This is a genomic window from Streptomyces sp. SLBN-8D4 (assembly GCF_049739545.1).
Classification (GTDB): domain Bacteria; phylum Actinomycetota; class Actinomycetes; order Streptomycetales; family Streptomycetaceae; genus Streptomyces; species Streptomyces canus_C.
This window is the reverse complement of the sequence record NZ_JBMGQC010000001.1, coordinates 8495617-8516808: the sequence shown is the minus strand read 5'-3', so window position 1 is coordinate 8516808 and position 21192 is coordinate 8495617. Positions and strand designations below refer to the sequence as shown.

Annotated in this window: 16 protein-coding genes and 1 pseudogene; 8 read left to right on the top strand and 9 right to left on the bottom strand. The window is 69.6% G+C overall.

Annotated elements, in window-relative coordinates; all coding sequences use genetic code 11:
* Positions 1-3 precede the first annotated feature (3 nt).
* From RKD20_RS38570 to RKD20_RS38560, 3 genes are all read left to right on the top strand, one after another.
* Positions 4-2202, top strand: coding sequence for a family 43 glycosylhydrolase (locus tag RKD20_RS38570; protein ID WP_424881730.1), 2199 nt, complete (start codon positions 4-6; stop codon positions 2200-2202).
* A 90-nt stretch (positions 2203-2292) separates the two neighbouring features.
* The gene (locus RKD20_RS38565; protein ID WP_424881729.1) at positions 2293-4224 is read left to right on the top strand and encodes a glycosyl hydrolase 53 family protein; all 1932 of its coding nucleotides are present in this window, start codon (positions 2293-2295) and stop codon (positions 4222-4224) included.
* Between the two features lie 239 nt (positions 4225-4463).
* Positions 4464-5777: an RICIN domain-containing protein gene (locus RKD20_RS38560; protein WP_424881728.1), complete on the top strand. Its 1314-nt coding sequence runs from the start codon at positions 4464-4466 to the stop codon at positions 5775-5777.
* A gap of 229 nt (positions 5778-6006) precedes the next feature.
* Here RKD20_RS38560 and folD read toward each other — a convergent pair whose 3' ends face one another.
* The 5 genes from folD to RKD20_RS38535 form a co-directional block, all read right to left on the bottom strand.
* The gene (gene folD, locus RKD20_RS38555) at positions 6007-6939 is read right to left on the bottom strand and encodes a bifunctional methylenetetrahydrofolate dehydrogenase/methenyltetrahydrofolate cyclohydrolase FolD (RefSeq protein ID WP_079195783.1); all 933 of its coding nucleotides are present in this window, start codon (positions 6937-6939) and stop codon (positions 6007-6009) included.
* Positions 6940-6960: 21 nt separating this feature from the next.
* The gene (purU, locus tag RKD20_RS38550; protein WP_079195782.1) at positions 6961-7905 is read right to left on the bottom strand and encodes a formyltetrahydrofolate deformylase; all 945 of its coding nucleotides are present in this window, start codon (positions 7903-7905) and stop codon (positions 6961-6963) included.
* A gap of 62 nt (positions 7906-7967) precedes the next feature.
* Entirely contained in the window at positions 7968-8831 is an 864-nt protein-coding gene (locus RKD20_RS38545) for a methylenetetrahydrofolate reductase (protein ID WP_424881727.1), read from the bottom strand.
* A 40-nt stretch (positions 8832-8871) separates the two neighbouring features.
* Positions 8872-10251: an aminomethyl transferase family protein gene (locus tag RKD20_RS38540; protein ID WP_424881726.1), complete on the bottom strand. Its 1380-nt coding sequence runs from the start codon at positions 10249-10251 to the stop codon at positions 8872-8874.
* A 137-nt stretch (positions 10252-10388) separates the two neighbouring features.
* Positions 10389-10592, bottom strand: coding sequence for a hypothetical protein (locus RKD20_RS38535; protein ID WP_075662703.1), 204 nt, complete (start codon positions 10590-10592; stop codon positions 10389-10391).
* Between the two features lie 2032 nt (positions 10593-12624).
* Between RKD20_RS38535 and RKD20_RS38530 the strand changes: the two genes are divergently transcribed.
* Positions 12625-13449 (top strand): SDR family oxidoreductase, encoded by an 825-nt coding sequence (locus RKD20_RS38530; RefSeq protein WP_424881725.1) that lies wholly within the window; start codon positions 12625-12627, stop codon positions 13447-13449.
* 282 nt (positions 13450-13731) lie between these two features.
* Here RKD20_RS38530 and RKD20_RS38525 read toward each other — a convergent pair whose 3' ends face one another.
* The 4 genes and pseudogenes from RKD20_RS38525 to RKD20_RS38510 all read right to left on the bottom strand — a co-directional run bounded on the left by RKD20_RS38525 (position 13732) and on the right by RKD20_RS38510 (position 16219).
* Positions 13732-14058, bottom strand: coding sequence for an AMP-binding enzyme (locus tag RKD20_RS38525; protein ID WP_370517758.1), 327 nt, complete (start codon positions 14056-14058; stop codon positions 13732-13734).
* Positions 14059-14232: 174 nt separating this feature from the next.
* A pseudogene (locus tag RKD20_RS38520) lies at positions 14233-14713 on the bottom strand (AMP-binding protein); the annotation flags it as partial.
* A 241-nt stretch (positions 14714-14954) separates the two neighbouring features.
* Positions 14955-15083 carry a hypothetical protein gene (locus RKD20_RS38515; protein WP_256726563.1) on the bottom strand — a complete coding sequence of 43 codons (129 nt, stop codon included), beginning with the start codon at positions 15081-15083 and terminating at the stop codon, positions 14955-14957.
* 170 nt (positions 15084-15253) lie between these two features.
* Positions 15254-16219: a LysR family transcriptional regulator gene (locus RKD20_RS38510; protein WP_218638903.1), complete on the bottom strand. Its 966-nt coding sequence runs from the start codon at positions 16217-16219 to the stop codon at positions 15254-15256.
* A gap of 334 nt (positions 16220-16553) precedes the next feature.
* Between RKD20_RS38510 and RKD20_RS38505 the strand changes: the two genes are divergently transcribed.
* The 4 genes from RKD20_RS38505 to RKD20_RS38490 all read left to right on the top strand — a co-directional run bounded on the left by RKD20_RS38505 (position 16554) and on the right by RKD20_RS38490 (position 21072).
* Complete coding sequence (locus RKD20_RS38505) at positions 16554-17612, top strand: fumarylacetoacetate hydrolase family protein (protein WP_075662693.1); 1059 nt, start codon at positions 16554-16556, stop codon at positions 17610-17612.
* Positions 17613-17936: 324 nt separating this feature from the next.
* Positions 17937-18959: an amidohydrolase family protein gene (locus RKD20_RS38500; protein ID WP_075662691.1), complete on the top strand. Its 1023-nt coding sequence runs from the start codon at positions 17937-17939 to the stop codon at positions 18957-18959.
* A 57-nt stretch (positions 18960-19016) separates the two neighbouring features.
* On the top strand, positions 19017-20003 hold the full coding sequence (locus RKD20_RS38495; protein ID WP_424881724.1) for a cyclase family protein: 987 nt from the start codon (positions 19017-19019) through the stop codon (positions 20001-20003).
* Between the two features lie 103 nt (positions 20004-20106).
* Positions 20107-21072 carry a fumarylacetoacetate hydrolase family protein gene (locus RKD20_RS38490; protein WP_424881723.1) on the top strand — a complete coding sequence of 322 codons (966 nt, stop codon included), beginning with the start codon at positions 20107-20109 and terminating at the stop codon, positions 21070-21072.
* The last annotated feature ends 120 nt before the right edge of the window (positions 21073-21192 follow it).

Sequence of the window (21192 nt, the reverse complement as noted above, 5' to 3'; positions counted from 1 at the left end):
CTCTTGAGACAAAGATCGCGTGTCGTCTCCAAGTACTGGAAGTTAGCCGCCAACTGGAAGTTGGCCGCCGCCACCGTGTTGTCCGTGGCGTTGGCGGCGCCGCTCTCGGCGAGCACCGCCGCGGCGGAGACACCTGCAAGGCAGACAAAGGCAACCGAGCTCCAGGACCAGGGGGCCGCTGCTGGACCGGTGACGGATCGCGGCCTCAAGTACCTGGTGTCGGACTACCAGACGCGCACTCCGACGAAGTACACGGCTGACTCCTGGAAGCCCTTCGCCAAGGCGTTGACCGGCGCGGCCGAGGTCGCCGGCGACACGTCGGCCACCACATCGGACGTAGCCGACGCGAAGACAGCCCTGATGAGCGCCGCCGCCGCTCTGAAGGCCGCCGACGAGGGCACGTTCCAGACCATCACGAACAACACCTTCTGGAACGACACCAGCGGCAACCCCATCTACTCGCAGGGCGGCGGGGTCTTCAAATTCGGCGACACCTACTACTGGTACGGCGTGCACTACACCGGCGCCGAGCTCTACCGGGCCAATCCGACGAAGAAGTACGACGGCAACGTCAGCTTCGTCTCGGTCCCCGTGTACTCCTCCAAGGACCTGGTGAACTGGAAGTTCGAGAACAACGTCGCGACGCGCTCGACCAAGATCAACAACGGGGCCACCCTCGGTCAGGCAGGGTGGGTCGGGCGGCTCGGGGTCTCGTACAACGAGAACACCGGCAAGTACGTGCTCGCCACCCAGGCCTACGTCGGAGGCGGGCACGGTGTCCTGCTGCTGCAGGGTGACTCACCCACCGACACCTTCGACTACGGCTACTTCCAGACCCAGATCACCAACTCGCCGACAACCGGCACCGGGGACCAGACCGTCTTCACCGACGAGGACGGCAAGGACTACCTGATCTTCTCCAACCGCGAAGGACGGTCGCGCGGCTTCGTGGCCAAGTTCCGGGAGTCCGACTCGCTGCGGATCGAGCCAGCCGTGCAGATCCGCAGCGGCGCCGGTCGCGAGGGCAACGCGATGTTCAAGCTCGACGGCAGGTACTACCACGCGGCGTCGGACCTGCACGGCTGGAACACCTCTGTCAACTACGTCAATGAGTCGACCAGCAGCAATGTCCAGGGCTCCTACAGCAGCGAGTACGTCCTTGCCGGCACCGAGATGGACTACAGCCACGTGACCCAGACCGGGTTCTTCGTGACGGTCAAGGGCACCAAGCAGAACACGGTGCTCTACGCCGGCGACCGCTGGGCCGACTTCGCCTGGAACGGCATCGGGTACAACCAGTGGGTGCCGATCACCAAGACCGGCGCACGGCCGCAGTTCCACTCGGTGAGCCAGTGGCAGTTCAACGCCACGACCGGGGAGTGGCGCGTCGGGCCGGCGAACAACTACATCCTCAACCCCGACATCCAGGCCGACCGCGTCATCGTCTCCGGCGTACGGGGATGGCGGAACCTCGGCGGTTCGGTGACCAACGTCAACGGTGGTGTGAACGGGTCTCGCTTCGCCCTCCAGGTGAGCAACAGCGGCGGCGTCGAGCAGCGGGTCGAGTCGGTGCCCGCAGGCACCTACACCCTGTCCCTGCATGCTCGGGGCAGCGCCGGACAGGTCGTGATCACCGGCGCCAACGGCAGCCAACGCACCCTCGGTATCCCGTCGTCGAGCGGCTGGGCCAAGCGCGAGCTCACCGGCATCGAGCTGCCCGGCGGGGCCGCCACCGTCACCGTGCGGGCGTCGGGTTCGGGCGGCGTCACCGTCGACCAGCTCTCACTCGTCAAGACCTCTGCCGGCACACCAGCGCCTCCGGGGCGTTACGAGGCGGAGTCCGCTCCGGCGCAGTGCCGGGGCACGATCGACTCGAATCAAGCCGGCTATTCCGGCAGCGGGTTCTGCAACGGCGACCCCGCTGTGGGGGCCTTCGCGGAGTTCACCGTGAACTCCGAGACCGCCCGTACGGCGACGCTGGGGATCCGGTTCGCCAATGGCGCCACCACCGGTGCGAGGCCCGCGAACCTTGTCGTCAACGGAGCCACGGCAGGGGCGCTCTCGTTCGAGTCCACCGGTGCGTGGACGACGTGGACGACCAAGACCGTGACGGTCCCGCTGAACGCCGGCAGCAACACCATCCGGCTGGATCCGACCACGGCAGCCGGACTGCCGAACGTCGACTACCTCGATGTCGGCTGACTGACATCCCGCGCTCTGCCGGTCTCTGCGACCGGCAGAGCGTAGGGAACAGCCCATGCCGCCCGTACGTGACATCGTCAGGAGAAGGACATGAGCAGAACGCGTCTGCCCCGCGCCATCGCGGTCACGGCGACGTTGGCCACCATGGTGTCCGCGAACCTACTCATGGTGCCCGAGCCGGCCCACGCGACCTTCGGAACCGCGGACATCAAGCCGATAGAGAGCAATATCGCTGCCAAGCCCTGGGCCTCGGCGATGGCCGCCTCCGGCTCGTCCAGCGCCCGTCTGGCGATCGACGGCGACCCGACGACGTCCTGGCAACCCGGTAGTGCCGGCGCCCGTCAGTGGCTCACCGTCGACCTCGGTGGAACCTACGACAACCTGCGCAAGGTCAAGGTGCTGTTCCCGGACCGTGGCGTGGCCCACCGGTACGTCGTCGAGGCCTCATCCGACGGTCGCCGGTGGAGGACCATCGCCGACAGGTCCCACGACCGAGCCGTGTCGCGAGGGGAAGTGCACCTGTTCACCCGGCCGGCAACGCGCTTCGTCCGGCTGACCTTCACAGGTGGGCCGGGCCGGGCCCGGGCAGGTGTCAGCGAGCTCCAGGTCTTCAACTACCTGCGGGACGACCTCACCCTCGGCGCCGATCTGTCCTGGATGGACGACGTCCAGGACCAGCAGTACTGGGTCGACCCCCTGGCCGAAGACCGCGGCGCCGGGCCACACCTGCTCGACGTGGCCAAGGACCGTGGCATCGAGTACAGCCGGCTGCGGATATTCAACGAGCCGCGCAGCGAGAGCACCGGCCAACCGACGCCGATACCGCGCCAGGGCCCGGAACGCTCACTGGTCTCAGCCAAGCGGATCAAGCAGCGGGGCATGGGCCTGGGGATCGACTTCCACTACGCGGACTCATGGGCCGACCCGAGCAAGCAACCTAAACCACGCGCCTGGGCCGAGCTGGAGTTCGCGGACCTGTCCCAGACCGTGTACGACTTCACCGCCGTCTATCTGAAGCGACTGATCCGGCAGGGCACCACGCCGGAGAAGGTGGCCGTCGGCAACGAGATCATCAATGGCTTCATGTACGGCAGCGAGGCGGCAGACATCGGCACGACGAATCCGCCGTACTTCGTCGACCAGGCCGATGTCTACCAGTCCCAGCCCGGCGGCGGCCTGCTGTGGAAGTACTGGCGGTCGACCGACCCCGTGGAGCAACAGCTCTACGACCAGTCGTGGGACCGGTTCACCACCCTGGCCGCGGCCGGGATCAAGGCCGTCCGCGACGCGTCACCCACATCCAAGGTCGAGATACACGTGATCGTCGACAAGGACAAGCTCGCCAAAACCATGGAGTTCTGGCACCAGTTCCTCACCCGGGTGAAGGCAAAGGGCCAGAACCCCGATGTGCTGGCCATCTCGTACTACCCGGAATGGCACGGTACGCCCGAGGCGCTGGATCTCAACCTGAACACCATGGCCACCGCCTACCCCGGCTACGAAATCGACATCGCCGAAACCGCCTACCCCGCTTCAGGCGGCGACGGCTCGCCGTTGCCCAACTCGCCGTACCCGCGAACCGTTCAGGGGCAGGCGGACGCGATCCGGAGGGTGTTCCAGGCCGCCAACGACGTGGTCGACAACCGAGGTTCAGGGGCACTGGTGTGGGAGCCGGCCGGCTACCAGTCGATGTTCCGGGCCGTGCCCGGACTGGCGAACACATGGGAGCCGCACGCGTCCATCAACGTCTTCAACGCCAGCCACGCCAAGCACATCCTCCAGGACACCGTCTACACCAGCACCGTGGTGGGGGCCGCCCCGAAGCTGCCCTCCTCCATCCGCATGCTCACCACAGCCAACAACAAGATCACCACTGTCCCCGTCCGCTGGCAGCCGTTGCCACCTGGCGCGACCGACAGGCCGGGTGAGGTGACAGTCACCGGGACGACCGGCACAGGACCGGTCACGGCGGTCATCGACGTCATGCCCGGACACGGCGAACACGACGTGACCACCTCATAGCCAGCCTGGGAGAACCAGGCCGTGTTCGAGGGAACGGCCACGCTCGCCCCGACATCCGGGGCGCCCGACCCACCGCACACCGCTCGCGCCACCCCTCGCGGGTGGCAGGAGCACCCACACCCGCTGTCGCGCCGTGCGCCCCGTCGCCCTGTCGGCTTCTGCCGCCGACGGGACGCACCCGGCATCGGGGCCAGCCGAACGCCGAACCCCCCACCCATCCCCGCACCCAAGGAGTCACCATGACCCTGCGCCGACGGACCTTCCTCACCATGAGCGCGGCCGGAGCGACCGGCGTGGGCCTGTCCCTGCTGGGGGCAGGACAGGCACCGGCCGCCGCCGGGCCGCTGGACACCGCGCCGACCACACCGTTCGCGGTCGGCGTGCGCCGGTACAACTGGACCCGCGGCGGCCGCCCGTGCACCACCTACGTCTACTACCCGGCCACCGGCACGGCCGGCGGCAGCCCGGTGACGGACGCCCCGGTCGCAAGCGGGGTCTTCCCCGTCTACAACTTCACCCACGGCTACGGGAGCAGCCCGCAGAACTCCCTGTTCATCATCCGGGCCCTGGCTTCGGCGGGCTTCGTCGTCCCCGCCCCGCACTTCAACCACAACTTCACCGACGTCAACAACGGCAACACCTCGAAGGACGTCTCGCAGATCCTCACCAACACCCTCGCGCTCAACGCGAGCGGGCCGCTGGCCGGGCACATCGACACCGGCATCGGCGTCGGCGTCTCGGGCCACTCCCTGGGCGGCATGGTCACCCACGGTCTGCTGACGTCCTGGCCCGACAGCCGGATCGTCTCCGCCAACCCGCAGTCCTGCGTGGACATGGGAAACCCCGCCGCCTCGGTCTCGGCCAAGGTCCTGTTCGTCCACGGTGACCGGGACTCGACCACGTCGTACTCCTCGGCCCGGCAGGCGTACTCGGAGATGACCTGGCCCAAGGCGTTCCTCACCTTCGTCGGTGGCAGCCACACCAGTTTCTGGAGCGACCAGCGCTTCCCGAGGACCGTCGTCGACTGGGCCCGCTGGACGATGTACGGCGACACCGCCGCACGGGACCGCCTCCCCGCTGACGCGTCCGGGTCCAACACCAGGTGGGAAGCCCAGCTGGGCGACTCCCCCGGCGGCCCGGGCCTCTACACCCTGCTGGCCCAGCACAGCGGCAAGGCCGCCGAGATCAACGGGGCCTCCACCGCCGCCGGCGCACAACTCGTCCAGCGCACCAGCAACACTCGCCCCAACCAGCAGTTCGAGTTCATCGACGCCGGCAACGGCCACGTCCGCGTCAAGGCACAGCACAGTGGCCTGTTCCTCCAACCCACGGGCAGCGCGACCGGCGCGGACGTCGTCCAGCAGGCCGGCACCAGCGCCACCAGCCAGCAGTGGCGCGTGGTCGATCACGGTGGCGGCGTGATCAGCCTCGTGAACCGGGAGTCCGGCCTGGCGATGGATGTCTGGGAGTACTCGACCGCCGACGGCGCCCGCATCGCCCAGTACACCTACAGCGGCAACCCCAACCAGCGCTTCACCCGCCGCCGCGTCTGACCGGAACGTGTCGGGGCACCGCTCGGACTACAGGGCGGGCGGTGCCCCTCAGCGCTGCGGGCAACCGGACGAGGGCCCGCTCCCGAGGCGACCTGCGTCGACCTGGCGCGTGGTGGCGGCAGGCCACCGGCCGAAGCACGGGTGATCGTACCCGGCGAGGAGGTTGGCGCCGTCGGCCGTGACCCCACGACCCGTCTCGTGGCCGCGGCCGTCCCGTCGCGCCATCTCGTCACGGCGTTGTGCCGACGCCGTCGCCGAGGACGTCCGCTCGCCGGCCGCGCAGGGAGCTGACCCCAGGATGGCCACACCGATCCGCCTGCTGTGCTCGCGCGGCAATGAGTGTATTGGCCAGGAGCATGGCGATGGTCATCGGGCCCACGCCGCCGGGGACGGGAGTGACGAAGGCCGCGGTGCCGACGACGGCGTCGGTGTCCACGTCCCCGCGCAGACCCGCCTTGGAGCGGTGGATACCGACGTCGATCACGGTGGCGCCGGGCTTGACAGCGTCGATGCCGATGAGACCCGGGATGCCGGCCGCCACCACCAGGACGTCGGCGCGGCGGCACACGGCGGCCAGGTCGCGGGTGCGGGAGTGGCAGATCGTGACGGTCGCGTTCCTCTCCAGGAGCAGCTGGCCCATCGGCTTCCCGACCAAGGTGCTGCGGCCGACGACGACGGCTTCGGCCCCCTCGAGAGGAATCCGGTGGGCGTCGAGCAGGGCCATCACCCCAGAGGGAGTGCAGGGTCGCAGGCCGGGGCTGCCCTGGGCGAGCAGTCCGGCGTTCACGGTGGCCAGGCCGTCGACGTCCTTGTGCGCCGGGATGCGCGCGAGCAGGGCGGCGGCGTCCAGGTGGGCCGGTGTGGGCAGCTGCAGGAGGATCCCTGAGACCGCAGGGTCGGCCGCCAGTTCGTCGATGAGCGCGGCAGCGTCATCCTGAGTTGTCTCGGCTGGAAGATGCCGGTGCAGGTCGGTCATGCCGGCCGCGGTGCAGGCGCGGCGCTTGTTCCGGACGTACACCTCGCTCGCCGGGTCGTCGCCTATGAGGACGGTAGCCAGGCCGGGCGCGTTCCCCCCGGCGTCCACGAGTGCGGCGACGCCGGAGGCGACGTCGGAACGGACCTGCCGGGCAACGGTGGTGCCGTCGATGAGCTGCGCGGTCACGAGAATCCCTTGGAAGACGATTCAGAAGACGATGGTGGAGTTGCCGTGGATGGCGAGCCGGTCCTCCAGGTGCGCGCGCACGGCGCGCGAGAGAACGGCGCGCTCGACATCGGCGCCGAGGCGTACGAGGTCGGCGGTGGTGTGCCGGTGGTCGACCCGGACGACGTCCTGGTCGATGATCGGGCCCTCGTCCAGATCGGCGGTGACGTAGTGGGCGGTCGCACCGACCAGCTTCACGCCGCGGTCCTTGGCCTTCTGGTACGGGCCGGCCCCGATGAAGGCGGGCAGGAAGCTGTGGTGGATGTTGATCAGCGGACAGCCGACCGCTTCGAGGAAGGAGGGCGTGATGATCTGCATGTACCGCGCCAGCACGACGAGGTCGACGTTGCCGCGCAGCAGGTCGAGGATGCGGCTCTCGGCCTCGGCGCGGTTGTCCCGGGTGGCGGGGACGTGGATGTAGGGCACCCCGAAGGGCCGGACCTCGTCGGCGAGGTCGGGGTGGTTGGACACCACCATGACCACATTCATGTCCAGTTGGCCGCGACGGTGACGCCAGAGCAGGTCGAGCACGCAGTGGTCGGTCTTGGACACCATGATGGCCACCCGTTTGGGCCGGGCGGCCTCGGTGAGGCGGTGAGTCATGCCCCAGCGCTGAGCGACGCCGGTTTCGAATGCACGGTCCAATTCGTCCCGGGCCGCGGACAGGCCGGGCAGGTGGAACCCGGTGCGCTGGAAGAAGGTGCCGCCGACCGCGGTCGTCGAGAACTGGTCCAGGCTCGTGATGTTCGCACCGGCCTCGGCGAGGAACGTGCTCACTGCCGAGACCACGCCCGGCCGGTCGGGGCACTGGATCAGCAGACGCCCGTGGTCGGCTCGGTCCTCGGGGATCCCACCCTTCTGCGAAGTGCCCCCCGTGGACGTGGTGGGCGCGGACGCGGTGGGTGCAGACGTAGTGGGTGCGGACATGGCGACTCCGGTTTGCTGAGCGGGGCGGGTACGCGTCGGCGCGGTGCTGGTCGCGGCGCCGGTCATGTCAGGTCCGAGAGAAGACGCCGGCGCCACGCTTCGGTCGGCGCGAGATCGTTGAAGGTGAAGACGTGGAACCCGGCGACGGCATCGTCGGCCTCGCCGAGGTGGGGCGCGAGCCCCGAGAGCAAGGCGTCCGGCCGATAGCCGCCGGGGAGGAAGAAGCGCCGGAGCAGGGTCTGCTGCTTCTTCAGGAACTTCGCCGACTCCCCGAGGCCCAGTCCGCCTGCGACGCGCAAAAGCTTCTGCCGGTGGACGGCACCGGGGAGGCCGACGTGGATCGGCAGCTTGATGTCGTAGGCGCGGACCCGGTGGATCCACGCCAGGATGGCTCGGGGATCGAAGACGATCTGGGTCGTGATGTGCGTGGCGAGCGGCGCCTTGTCCGCCAGCGCCTGCATCAGCACCTGCTCCGATACGTCCGGATGGCCCTCGGGATGACCGCCGATCCCGATGTCGGTGAAGCCGTGGTCGAGTTCGTGCACCGCCCGTAGCAGCGCCAGAGCGTCGGCGAACGCTGTCGTCGTGGCGGTACGGTCGCCTCCGACCACGAACACGCCGGTGATACCGGCGTCGCGGCACCTGCCGACGAGACCGGCCAGGTGCTGGTGGCCCCTCACTTGCTGGGCCGACAGGTGCGGTGACACGGCATAACCGTGGCCCGCGAGCGCGACCGCCAGGTCGATGGTCGCGTCCTGTCCCTTGGCCGGTGAGGCCGTCACGGTGAGCGGGACGTCGGTCGGGACGTGGTCGCGGACGGCCTGCTCGGTCTTGGCGAACGGGATGACCTCGTAGCCGAGACCCCGCACGGCCCGGACCAGGTCAGCGCGCACGATCACGTCGTGCCGGGAGTGGAGTCGGTTCACGGTCGGCCTCTCGGATGGGCGGGTGGAGGAGTCCGGCACGTCAGTGCTGAGCCGGCGGCCGGGTCTGTACCGTGGCCCGGATGGTGGTCTGCACGTGGTGGGGTTCGCTGAGCGGTCGGCCGGCTCCGCCGTCGGGCTCGCCCCACAGGACCTCGACGCGGTCGCCGTCGGTCAAGGACTCGTCGAGGATGGCGATGGTCACCACGCGCCCGACGTTGACGGTGTATCCACCCCACGTGGACAGGCCCACGAGGCGATCGCCCTGCATCACGCTGTCCAGGTAGATCGTGGCGGGGTTCAGGTTGGGCAGGCTGAGCAGCTTGGGTCGGGGACCGTCTCCGAAGAAGCCGACCCGGACCACCTCCATGACGTCGTCGGTGTCCCACTCCAGCCAGCGCTTGAGGCGCTTGGGTCCCTGGGCGGCGGCCTGCTCGAGCGCGGTGCGACCGATGAAGTCGTGGTCGAGCTTGACGATGGAGCCGTAGCCCAGCTCCCAGGGGTAGAAGTAGTAGTCCTGGATGTCGTCCGAGACGTAACTACCCTCAATGGTGATCATGCCCTCCATCCCGAAACCGGGCAGGTGCTGCCGGTAGGCGGCCGTCTCCGGGGAGCTGTAGACGGCGGACGGGACGGCGGGGATCCACCCGGACTCGACGGTCGAGGACAGGTAGGAGACGGCCCCGCCCTGGCGCAGGCCACTCTGCGCGCCGGCGTGCAACAGGGTCTCCAGGACGCTGGGGCCGTGCTCCACCGGGCCGAAGAGCTCCAGGCCGGTGTACTCCTCGCCCGGCACGCCCGCCATCGTGTGGTTCAGGGCGCGAACCGGGGTCCCCGCGATCGCGAAGGAGCCCATGCGGAAGAACGGGATGCGGTCGATCGGGGCGCCGACGGCGCGTTCGAGGATCTCCTGAGTGCGAGGGCCGTTGAGCTGGTACCGGTAGTGCTGTCGGCGGCCCAACGGGTTGTGGACCGACGCCGGATCCACGCTGAACTCGACGTCGTAGTCGCCCTGTTGAGCTTGGAACTGCACCCAGTTGGCCGCCTGGGGGACACCGACCAGGCTCAGGTGGTCCTCCTCGAGGCCGAACAGGATGCAGTCGCCGATGTAGCGGCCGTCCGGCCCGACGGCGACGAACTGCTTGGCACGGTCGCGGCCGAGGGTCGCCGGGCTGTTGACGCCGGTGTCGCTGATCAGGCGCTTCGCGTCGGGCCCGGTGATGTGCACCTCGGTCATGTGGTGGGACTGGTCGAACAGGACGCAGGCGTTCTTCCAGGCCCACTGCTCGTTGTGCCAGGTCGTGTACTCCTGGGCGTAGGTGAACGGGTAGTGCGTGGCGGGATTGGTCCGCAGCATCGCCAGCGGGCCCCCGCTGCGGTCGATGCGCTGCTGCAGGGTCTCGAGGTGCGGTTGGTCGGTCACGGGGTGCCTCCTGGGTGGGTGGTGGTCGGCGAGGCGCCGGGGTCGCTGCGACGAGATGCCGGGCAGTGCGTCGCCCTCGAGCGCGCGGAGGGGGCGCCGCCCGGGCCTGGCATGCTCGGGGCGACTCCGTTTACTGGTCACCGGCCGCGGAGGTCCTCGTTCACGCAGCGGTTGCGCTGACGGCCGGGGCCGATGATGGGGCTGCCGGCGACATCGCCGGCAGAGAAGAAGCGGCCGCCGTGGTGGGCACCGTTTCCCGACCGGAGACCCTCAAGGACGAGGTCCTGGAGCCGCACCCGCTCGCGGGAGTAGGCGAACAGCCGGGCGAAGTGGAGGAACATCTCGTCGGCGGCCAGTCCTGCAACACCTCGCCGCCGACCTGTAGGACGATCCGCACGGCGTCGCGGTCGGCCAAGGGCGCCGGCACGACGAACGGCCCGAACGGCTCGGCGTGGCATGTAATGGTTTCAGGCACCGGTCCGTCGCCGAACTGGACGGCGAACAGCGACGTGAATGCTGTTTCCGGCGACGAAGCCGAGCGGCAGCTTCATCCCCATCGGCGACATCGGCGAACTGCTCCGCACCCCTGGGGAACTGGGCTGGTCCCGTGGCGTCGACCTGCACGGCCGCAGCTTCCTCCGCCGCGACGCGCTTCTCACCCAGGCGGCTGACGGCGGTCCGCGCCGGTTCGCCGGGGCGGTCGGGAACACCGAGGAGCCGCATCCCGTTGACGTCGCAGCTGTCGCCCCAAGTCCGGTACAGGATTCCCTCCGCGGGTGGACCGAAGGTTGCCAGGCGGTCCAGATCCCAGCGGCCGTCCCGGCGGGCCGGCTGCGCGGCCGTTGTGACCCGCTCGTGTCAGCGGCGACCTGCGCGGGAGGCACGGGGGTCCCTTCGGATACCACCATCGTCGTCTTCTCCTGGGGCGGGCTGCCGTCCGACTCTCGGCCGGGCGGCAGGAGGTGGGGTGGGGCCGCCGACGACGCGCGGGGCTTTCGGTGCCTGCTCGTCCCGCCGACGTCGTTGATAGTGACAACAGCCGCACCGATGCGGAATGGTCGAACTGGTATGCCACCAATCCACAGGACGTATGGCGAGCCACCGATGTCCACCTATTGAGCCGCCTACCGAACCCCAGCCAGCGGACCAGCTCCAAGCCTCGTTCCATGTGCGCGTGAGGCGCCGACCCGGTTGCGGCGGCGCTTCGGTGAGGACCTGCGCCCGCGTCGACCGCGCCTACGAGCTCACGTCGTTCGCCGCCACTCTGCTGGTCCGGCTGTGGACGCGGTCAACGTCAAGGCTCTGATCCGGCCCGACGACGCGAGCACCCTGCCGCGGGAGGCCGTCCGCGACTGTCCCGGCGAGCCCCCGGTCCAGGTCCACTGAGTCCGCGTGGTGGCAGAGTCCGACGACAGCGTGGACAACGAGTTGCCGACCGCCGACCTGGCCCCTCGTCACCACCTACAGGGGGCACGCCCCGCTCCCCTACGCGCCCCTGCGCGGGATACACCCGATTCAGCCGCTTGATGACGATGGCGGCGCGGCGCCTCCAGGATCGTGAACACCGGGTGGAGTTGAACCAGCCACGCCGGGTTTCCGGCCCCGGGCAGGTGGGAGTGCCGGAGTTGTTCACGGCGGTCTGATGCTGCGTCAGCACGACGCGGCCCTCCAACTCGGCGGCCCGCCGATCGGCGCTGCGTGAAGTCGACGGCGCCGCCCAAGGTTCACACGTCGCGCCACCGGGCCGTGGCCGCGCCGGCCACCGACGCGAGCGTGCCACCCCCGGTTCCTCGTGTTCGACGTGGGCCGCTCTGCCCGGCTCGCCGTACCGCTGGTGCACGCAGGGCGGCCGCATCCGCGTGGCACGCCCGCCGGTGCCCTGCCTGTCGAAGTGTGGCGCCGAGCCGTCGGAAATTAGGTGGTCACCGCCCGTCGGCGCGTTTCCAGACTCTCCGCCACCGTGAAAAGTGCTGCTACGCCGCCGAGCGCACGCGCAGTCCTCGCTGGAGGCCGTCCAGCCCGCCTGCGAGCATCGCCTGGCTGAGTACCGTGCCGCGGAGCCCTGCGGAGCCATGGAACGCCCCCGGGTAGAGGTGGAGCTCCGTGGTGACCCCCGCCTGTACCAACCCGCTGCGCGTAGCTCATTCACTCGTCCCGCAGGGGATCGAACTCGCACACTCGCCGCGGCGCGCGCCGTCCGGTGGGGCCTCTGTGGCACTGCGCTCTCACCTGCCTCTGCTCGGTGGCTCTCCGCCGTCCTCGCCACTCTTACCGTCCTCAACAGTTCCGATCCCACGACTCGACTTGATACTCAGTATCAGTCCGATGTACAGTCTTCTCATAAGACTTCAGCTCGAAGAGAAGAGCTTTCCCATGAGCAAGATCTGGTTCATCACTGGCTCGTCGCGTGGCTTCGGCCGTCAGTTCGCCCAGGCGGCCCTGGAGCGTGGCGACAAGGTCGCGGCCACCGCCCGCAACACCGACTCCCTGGCGGATCTGGTGGCCGCCCACGGTGAGGCGGTCCTGCCGCTGAAGCTGGACGTCACCGACAAGGCCGCCGCGTTCGAGGCCGTCCAGCGGGCGCACGAGCACTTCGGCCGCCTGGACGTGATCGTCAACAACGCCGGGCACGGACTGTTCGGCGCGGTCGAGGAGCTGACGGAACAGCAGGTCCGCGGTCAGATGGAGACCAACTTCTACGGCGCCCTGTGGGTCACCCAGGCCGCCCTGCCCCTCCTGCGCGCCCAGACCAGCGGCCACATCGTGCAGATCTCCACTGTCGGCGGCGTCACCTCCTTCCCCAACCTGGGCGGCTACAACGCCTCCAAGTGGGCCCTGGAAGGCCTGACCGAGGCCCTCGCCCAGGAGGTCGCCGGCTTCGGCATCAAGGTCACCCTCGTCGAGCCCGGCGGTTTCGAAACCGACTGGGCAGGCTCCTCCGCCACCTTTGCCACACAGCTGCCGGCCTACGACGACCTGCGCACCGCTGTCGCCGCCGCCTGGAGTGACGTCGAGTCCGGCGACCCCGCCGCAACCGGCCCCGCCCTGCTGAAGATCGTCGACGCCGCCAACCCGCCCCTGCGCGTCTTCTTCGGCACCGCCCCCCTCCACCTCGTCCCCCAGGTCTACGCCGAGCGCCTGAAGACCTGGCAGGAATGGGCCGACATCTCCACCCAAGCGCAGGGCAACGCCGCGTAACCCGTGCGACGGCCGCGCCGGTCACCCCGCTGACCGCTCCCATGGGAGCGGTCAGCGGGCGTGTGCACTTCCCCAGCGAGAAGCCGCACGCTCGCCGGTCGAGCTTTTGTGAAGTAGCCACCTGTCCTCCGGCTTGGCAGCTCTCAACCGATGGGCAGGCAAGGGACGGTCGGCAATGCTCCGCTCCGACCAGACCTCGACGCCGGCTGAGCCCGAGCAGCGGCCTGCCCGAGAACGAGACCATGCCTCGTGCACCCCGCGCTGCGGGACGGACGGGTTACCTCAGGGCAGCGGCTTCAGGTTCCCGTCACTGATCTGCCGTCGCAGGACAAACTTCTGGATCTTTCCCATGGCGTTGGCAGGAATGGCGTCGGCCAGGTACCAGTGGCGTGGTGTCTTGTACGGGGCCAGAGCCGTGTGCAGGTGGTCGTGGTGTCCGGCAGCGGTGGGCGGGTCGGCCGGATCGGTGGCGTTGATCACGGCGGCGACCTGCTCGCCCCACGCCGGGTCGGAGAGGCCGAGCACGGCGGCCTGCCGCACCTTGGGGTGGGTGCTGAGCGCCGCCTCGACCTCGGCGGGATAGATGTTCTCCCCGCCTCGGATGATCATGTCCTTCAGGCGGCCGGTGACGGTGACGTAGCCGCGCTCGTCCATCACGCCCAGGTCGCCGGTGTGCAGCCATCCGTCGCGGTCGACGGTCTGCGCGGTGGCCTCGGGGAGGTCGTGGTAGCCGAGCATGACCTGGTATCCACGGGCGCAGATCTCACCCGGCTCGCCCACGGGCAGCGGATCGGCGTCGGCGGGGCCGACGATTTTGACCTCAACCTGCCACAGGGACCGGCCGACGGTGTGCAGCTTGTCGTGGGCGCTGTCGTCGGGGCTGGTCTGGGTGACGGCGGGGCTGAGTTCGGTCTGCCCGTACAGGGTGGAGAAGCGCGCCGAAGCGGCGCTCGGTCTCCTCAACGAGTTCTGGAGGCACCCGGTCACCGCCGGACAGGACGGCAGAGCAGGCGCTGAGGTCATAGGAGTCGAACGAGGGGTGGTTCAGCAGGGCGGAGAGCATCACCGGGACTCCGGCGAAGAAGCTGACCCGCCACTTCTGCAGCGCCTCCAGAACCAGGGCGGGCTGGAAGACCTGGACGAGTACGAGGGTGCCGTTGGCGGTGGCCACTCCGAGCACCGTCAGGTCGCAGCCGGTGGTGTGGAACAGTGGCAGCGCGCTGCCCCAGACGCCGTTCCGGGTGAATCCGGCGCGGGCGGCCACGAAGGCGGCGTTGCTCGAGCGCCAGGCCGCCGCCCGACTTCCCGCCGACGTCGACCAGCAGTGGATCTCGCTCGCCGAGCATCTGCTCCCCCGACTTCGACGACCTGCGGCACGGCGCGGGGCACCCCACACGGCCCATGGAGGGCAACCACGCGCTGCTTCTCGAGGCCACCCTCGCCGCGACCCATATCGTGAGCACCTCCGCTGTGCACGGGTACGCGCTGGCCTCCCACACCAAGCACTACCTGGACCACTGGACGTCCTGGATGTACATCCAGGATCCCGACTTCCGGGCCGCCACGGCCGGACGCACCGTGTGGGGCGTCACCACCGTCAGGATCGTGCAGCTCGCGGATGACCGGGTACTCATGATCCGCAACGAATTCGAAAGAGTCTTCCGGAGCGCCGAGCACACTCGGCCATACCTCAGCGCCCCGCGGCGGCGACACTCTTCGACGAACCCACGCACACCACCGGCTGCGGCAACGCACTCGCCGTCCGGATGCGTCCGATACCGGAATCGGCTTGGGCGGCGATTCGCTAGGCGACGCGTTCCGCCGCACGCCCCAGCGCATCACGGAACCATCGGTGGCCGGGATCGTCGCTCATGGTCGGGTGCCATCGCAGCGACAGGTTGAGAGGTCCGATGTCCACCGGGCTCGGCAGGATCCGCACGGGCGCCACGGGTGCCAGGCGTCGCGCGAGTCTCTCCTGAAGGAAGGCGACGCGGTTGCTGCCGGCGAGCAGGAACGGGACCGACAGGAAGCTGTCGGTCACCACCTCCACATGCGGCTCAATGCCATTCGACCGCAGGTGGCGCAGCGCCGGGAAGCTGACCGGGTCGGAGTGGGTGAACTGGCTCACCCACGGCAGGAGGGCGAGTTCGGCCAGGGTCGGCTCGCTGCTGATCACGGTGTTGCTGTCGGCCACGACGCACACCCAGCGGTCGCGCAGCAGGAGCCGGCCGGGATAGCCCTGCACCAGCTCGTGCGGCAGGACCACCCCGTCGGTGTGCCGGATCAGAGCGTCGGCGTCGAAGTGGGAGCTGGTGGTGAGGGGGCGAAGGTCGAGTCCGGCGCCGGGGGCCTCCTCGGCCAGAATCCGGTTGAGTTCCTCGAACAGGATGGCGACGGTGTAGTCGGAGAGCGCGAGGGAGAACTGCCGGTTGGTCGTCGCGGGGTCGAAGTCGTCGCCGAACACGCGCTCCAGCGCTTCGGTGGCCGACTCGATCCGTGACAGCAGGCTGGCGGCCAGCGGGGTGAGCTCGTAGTCCCGGCCGACCCGGATCAGCAGCTGGTCGCCGAACCGGCGACGAAGGCGGGCCAGCACCGCGCTGGTGGCGGGCTGGCTCAGGCCGAGGGACTCGCCGGCCCGGGTGACGTTGCGCTCGACCAGCAGGGCACGCAGCACGGGCAGGGTCGCCACGTCCTGGTTGCGCAGTATCCGCCCTGACTGCTCCGGGGTGCGTCCACCTGCCGTCGGGCTTGGAGTCGAGTTGTACGTCACCGCGGTGTCCTCCCCCGGCTTCTGTTTCAGGCGCGGTCCGGCGAGCCCACCAGCACAGCAGTGCGGCTCCGAGGCCTTCGCCGAACGACCCGCACCGGCCGGTCGATGCTGAGCATCCGTTCCGTCGATGGGTCGCATACAAAGCTGAGCATATCCCAGGCCTCGTGGCCCGGTTCACAATCAGATCATCCTCCGGCCGGCCCGTCCTCCGGGCTCCTTGTCGTCCGCCGGAACGGCCGGACAGACCCATGGCGAAAGGTGATCCATGACTTTCCGCCGTCCAGGTGTCGTGCGTCCCGCACGACCCAGCGTCACCGAAACGGAAACGTGACCCATGACTGAGACCGCCCCTGTCACGCGCGCTCCGGAACACCCGGTCGACCCGGCGACCGGACTGCGCGCGGGAACCTTCGCGCTCGGAACCTTCGCCGACGAGACGCGTGCCTTCCCGGCCCTCGTGACCGCCGACGGCATGGTCACCGACCTGTCCGACCGGTTCCACGACCTGCACGAGGTCTTCGCCGACTGGACGACGAACCTCCAGTTCCTCGAAGAGGTGTGGACCGACTCCTCCCGACCGACGCGGCCGTTGACGGAGCTGCGTGCGCTGCCGCCGCTCAGCCATCCCAACCTCCTGGGCGCCGGCGCCAACTACAAGACGCATTCGGCGCAGATGCTGACGAAGAACGCCTTCAACCAGCACAACCGCCGAGTGGGCGAGACCGACGAAGAGTTCTTCCAGCGCAATCTCGCGTTCATGGAGCGCCGGTCGCGAGAGGGCATTCCCTTCGCCTGGGTCGGGATGCACTCCTCGCTCGTGGGCGCGACCGACGACGTCGTGCTGCCGGCCCTGGGCGACGAGCCCGACTGGGAGCTCGAACTCGGGGTCGTCGTCGGCGGGACCGGTCGGTTCCTCACCCCGGACGAGGCAACAGGGCTGATCGCCGGCTACACGATCGTCAACGACCTAGGCACAGTCGACCAGTTCCGCCGCACCGACATCCCTTGGGGCTTCGACTGGATGGGCAAGCACCAGCCTGCGTTCAAGCCGGCGGGGCCGTTCGTCGTGCCCGCACAGTTCTTCACGCTCGACGACACCATCCGGACCACGTTGAAGGTCAACGGCCAGGTCATGCAGGACTGGCCGACCGGCGACATGATCTTCGACCCGGCGCAGTTCGTGGCGTACGCCTCCGAGCACGTCCGGCTGACGCCCGGGGACATCATCTTCATGGGCTCTCCGCCCGGGAATGGCAAGCACCACGGTCGCTTCCTGCACGACGGAGACGTCATCGAAAGTGAGATCACCTACCTCGGACGGCAGCGCAACCGCTGCGTCGCCGAGGTCCTGCAGGGCCGCAAGCCCCACTTCGGCCGCTTCCCGACCGACTGAGCCCGGCCGACCGACTCGGCCGGCCCCACCCAGGCGTTTTCAGATCCACCGGAGAGCGAGGCGCACCATGTCGTACACCGCCGAGACGCATGTCGAACCGGACTGGTACCAGGAGGACCGAGGGGCCGTTCCCTCGGTAGTGGGATCCGCTCACCGGAGCGGTACGCCGAGTACACCCGTCTGCGCCGCGAGTGCCCGGTCGCCTTCAGCGACACCCCCGAAACGCACGCGCCCCGGGCCCGTGTCCCTGGACAGGTTGATCGGCTGGGACAACGGCTGGAATCAGCGCTCCGAGCCGGCTCGGACGGATGAGGTGGTGGCGCCGTGAGCGTGCCCACCGTCGATGTGCACGCCCATGCGGGCGTACCGGCCGTCGACGCGCTGATCGAGGGGCAGCCGGGTCTGGTACGGCAGCGGGAGATCGACGCGGCCACCCTCGGCCGGGCGTCCCTGGCGGTGAACCTGAAGCAGATCGCCGAGCTCGGGCCGAAGCTGGTCGACCTCGAGCTGCGGCTGGCCGCGATGGACGCCGCGCGTGTGCAGGTGCAGGCGGTCAGCGCAGTACCGCTGCCCCATGCGTGGGCCGACCGGGAGCTGGCCTCCCGCATCGTCGCGGTGGGCAACGAGGGCATCGCCGCGTTGTGCGCGAAGGAACCGACTCGGCTCCTTCCGATCGGAGCCGTAGCGCTGCAGCACCCCGACCTGGCGGTCGGGCAGCTCGTGACAGCGGTCCGCGACCTCGGTATGCGGGGGGTGCAGATCTCGACCTCCGCCGGGCCGGGCCGGGAACTCGACGACCCGTCGCTGGCCGACTTCTGGGCGGCCGCCGAGGAACTGGGCGCCGCCGTGCTCATCCACCCCTGGGGCTGCACCCTCGGCGAGCGGCTGAACGCCTACTACCTGTTCAACAGCGTGGGAAACCCGACCGAAACCGCTCTCGCGCTGTCCCGGATCATGTTCTCCGGACTGCTCGAGCGGCACCCGCGGCTGAAGATCTGGTCCGCGCACGGCGGTGGCTACCTGGCCGGTTACATGGTCCGCGCCGACCACGCCTGGGCGGCCCGCTCAGACGCGCACACCACCGCCGAGCCGCCGTCCGCGCTGCTGCGCCGCACCTTCGTCGACTCGCTGGTCTACACCACCGAGCAGCTGCGGCACCTGGTCGGCTCGATAGGCGCGAGTCAGGTGACCCTCGGCAGCGACTACCCCTTCGACATGGGCGTGGTCGACCCGGTCGACCGACTGGAGGCGGCCGGCTTCGACCAGGCCACGACCGACGCCATCCGCGGTGGCAACGCCGCCCGCCTCCTGGGTCCGATCCCGACGGTGGGAACCGCGCACTCGTGACGAAGCCCCGATGCCCTTGCTGCCGATCCTTGATCGGAACTCCACGGAGGAAGACCTGTGACCACGTTCGACCGCTCCGATCCCGAAGGGGCCATCGCGGCCGCAGCCAAGCGCGTCTCCAACTGGGGCCGCTGGGGCGCCGATGACGTCCTCGGCACGCTGAACTTCCTCGACGAGGCCAAACGGGCACAGGGCGCGCAGCTGGCCCGCCGCGGCGTGAGCTTCTCGCTGGCCCAGCGCTTCGACGCGGAAGGTCCGCAGAAGGGGTGGCGGCGGCGCACCAACCCGGTGCACACCATGCTCTCTTCCGGCCTGGACGCAGAATTCGGCCCGGCGGAGTTCCCGCACGGGCTCGGCGGCGCTGACGACGTGGTGTTCATGCCGCTGCAGGCCTCCACCCAGTGGGACGGCCTCGGCCACATCTTCGACCACGGCACCGCCTACAACGGACGCCGCGCCTCACAGGTGGTGACCAGCGAGGGAGACAGGCTCACCGGCATCGAGACCGTGGCCGACAGGATCGCCGGCCGGGGTGTGCTGCTCGACGTCGGCAGGGCGATCGGAGCCGAGGGCGAACTGCCGGACGGCTTCGCCATCACCGCCGAACACCTCGAGGCGACCATCGCCGCGCAAGGTGACACTGCCCGGGTCGGCCGCGGCGACCTGCTGCTGGTGCGCACCGGCCAGCTCACCCGGGCCCGGCGCGGCATCGCCGCGGGCGACGGCTGGGGCGACTACGCGGGCGGTCCCGCCCCCGGTCTGTCGTTCGCCACGGCCGACTGGCTGCACTCCTCCGAGATCGCCGGGATCGCCACCGACACCTGGGGCTTCGAGGTTCGCCCCAACGAGTTCGATGTCGCCTTCCAGCCGCTGCATCAGGTCGCCATCCCGCACATGGGCCTCTTCCTCGGGGAGATGTGGGACCTCGACGCCCTGGCGGCCGACTGCGCCGCCGACGGCGTCTACGAGTTCTTTCTCGTGGCCGCCCCCCTGCCCGTGACCGGCGCCGTCGGCGCACCGGTCAACCCCCTCGCCGTCAAATGACGGGTAAGGAGCCCACCATGCCCGTGGTGCACGACGTCATCGTCGACCGACGTCCGTCGAACACGCTCACTCCGCCGCCCCTCCATCTCGCCGGTTCGGGTCGATGAAGTTCGCGACCTGGGAGTCCCAGGGCAGAACGTTTTCGGGTGTCGTCTCCGAGGCGGGGCTGCACGCCCTCCCGGAGGGGACGACGGTGCTCGACCTCGTACGTGCGGGGCTGCCGGCCGCGCTGGAGACCGGCGGCACGGCGCTGGAGACACGGGCCGTGCCGGTGGACGGCGTCCGGCTGCTGCCGCCGCTCGCCCCGCCCACCGTGCGGGACTTCGTGGCGTTCGAGGAGCACGTGGAGGGGGTGGTGCGGAGCATGACCGACGGCGGAGTGATGCCGGAGTGGTACGAGGCACCCACCTTCTACTTCACCAACCCCTACGCGCTCGTCGGTGCCCATGACGACGTCGCCGTCCCGCCCGGCTCACAGCTGCTCGACTTCGAGCTCGAGGTCGCCGCAGTCGCCGGCAGGGGCGGCGCGTCGCTGAGTCCGGCGCAGGCCCGTGATGCCGTCTTCGGCTACACGGTGCTCAACGACTGGTCCGCGCGCGACCTGCAGCGCCGGGAGATGAAGGTCGGCCTGGGCCCGGCCAAGGGCAAGGACTTCGCCGGCACTCTGGGCCCGTGGCTGGTCACCGCCGACGAACTGGAGCCGTACCGGGACGACGAGGGCTTCCTGTCCCTCGAGATGCGGGTCTCCGTGAACGGCACCGAGATCGGGCATGACCTGCTGTCCAACATGGGCTGGCCGTTCGAGGAGCTGGTCTCCTACGCATCCCGCGGCAGCGAGGTCCGCGCCGGGGACGTCCTCGGCTCGGGCACCTGCGGGAACGGCGGTTGCCTGGCCGAGCTGTGGGGCCTCCGTGGCCGCCCGGATCCGCCGCCGCTGCGGCCCGGCGACGTCGTGGAGATGACCGTCGAGGGCATCGGCACCATCCGCAACCGGATCGTCCCCGGCCTTCAGCTCCCGCCGGTCCGCGCCGCCCGGCCTCGGCCACGGGCAAGGAAGCGGCTGTCGTGAGCGGGCGGTGACGTGAGCGTGGTGCTTCGCCGGGGGTCGAAGTCCGGTGAGCACGAAGGCGCGCGTCGATGAGCGCACCGCCGGGCGCCGTCCTCAGGGGCGACGCCCGGTCCGGTGGTC

What these genes read in the sequence shown, in the direction of transcription:
- RKD20_RS38565 (WP_424881729.1), top strand. Translation starts at nt 2,293, where the DNA reads ATGAGCAGAACGCGTCTGCCCCGCGCCATCGCGGTCACGGCGACGTTG.
- RKD20_RS38560 (WP_424881728.1), top strand. Translation starts at nt 4,464, where the DNA reads ATGACCCTGCGCCGACGGACCTTCCTCACCATGAGCGCGGCCGGAGCG.
- purU (WP_079195782.1), bottom strand. Translation starts at nt 7,905, where the DNA reads ATGTCCGCACCCACTACGTCTGCACCCACCGCGTCCGCGCCCACCACG.
- RKD20_RS38535 (WP_075662703.1), bottom strand. Translation starts at nt 10,592, where the DNA reads ATGTTCCTCCACTTCGCCCGGCTGTTCGCCTACTCCCGCGAGCGGGTG.
- RKD20_RS38530 (WP_424881725.1), top strand. Translation starts at nt 12,625, where the DNA reads ATGAGCAAGATCTGGTTCATCACTGGCTCGTCGCGTGGCTTCGGCCGT.
- RKD20_RS38525 (WP_370517758.1), bottom strand. Translation starts at nt 14,058, where the DNA reads ATGATCATCCGAGGCGGGGAGAACATCTATCCCGCCGAGGTCGAGGCG.
- RKD20_RS38515 (WP_256726563.1), bottom strand. Translation starts at nt 15,083, where the DNA reads ATGAGTACCCGGTCATCCGCGAGCTGCACGATCCTGACGGTGGTGACG.
- RKD20_RS38505 (WP_075662693.1), top strand. Translation starts at nt 16,554, where the DNA reads ATGACTGAGACCGCCCCTGTCACGCGCGCTCCGGAACACCCGGTCGAC.
- RKD20_RS38490 (WP_424881723.1), top strand. Translation starts at nt 20,107, where the DNA reads ATGAAGTTCGCGACCTGGGAGTCCCAGGGCAGAACGTTTTCGGGTGTC.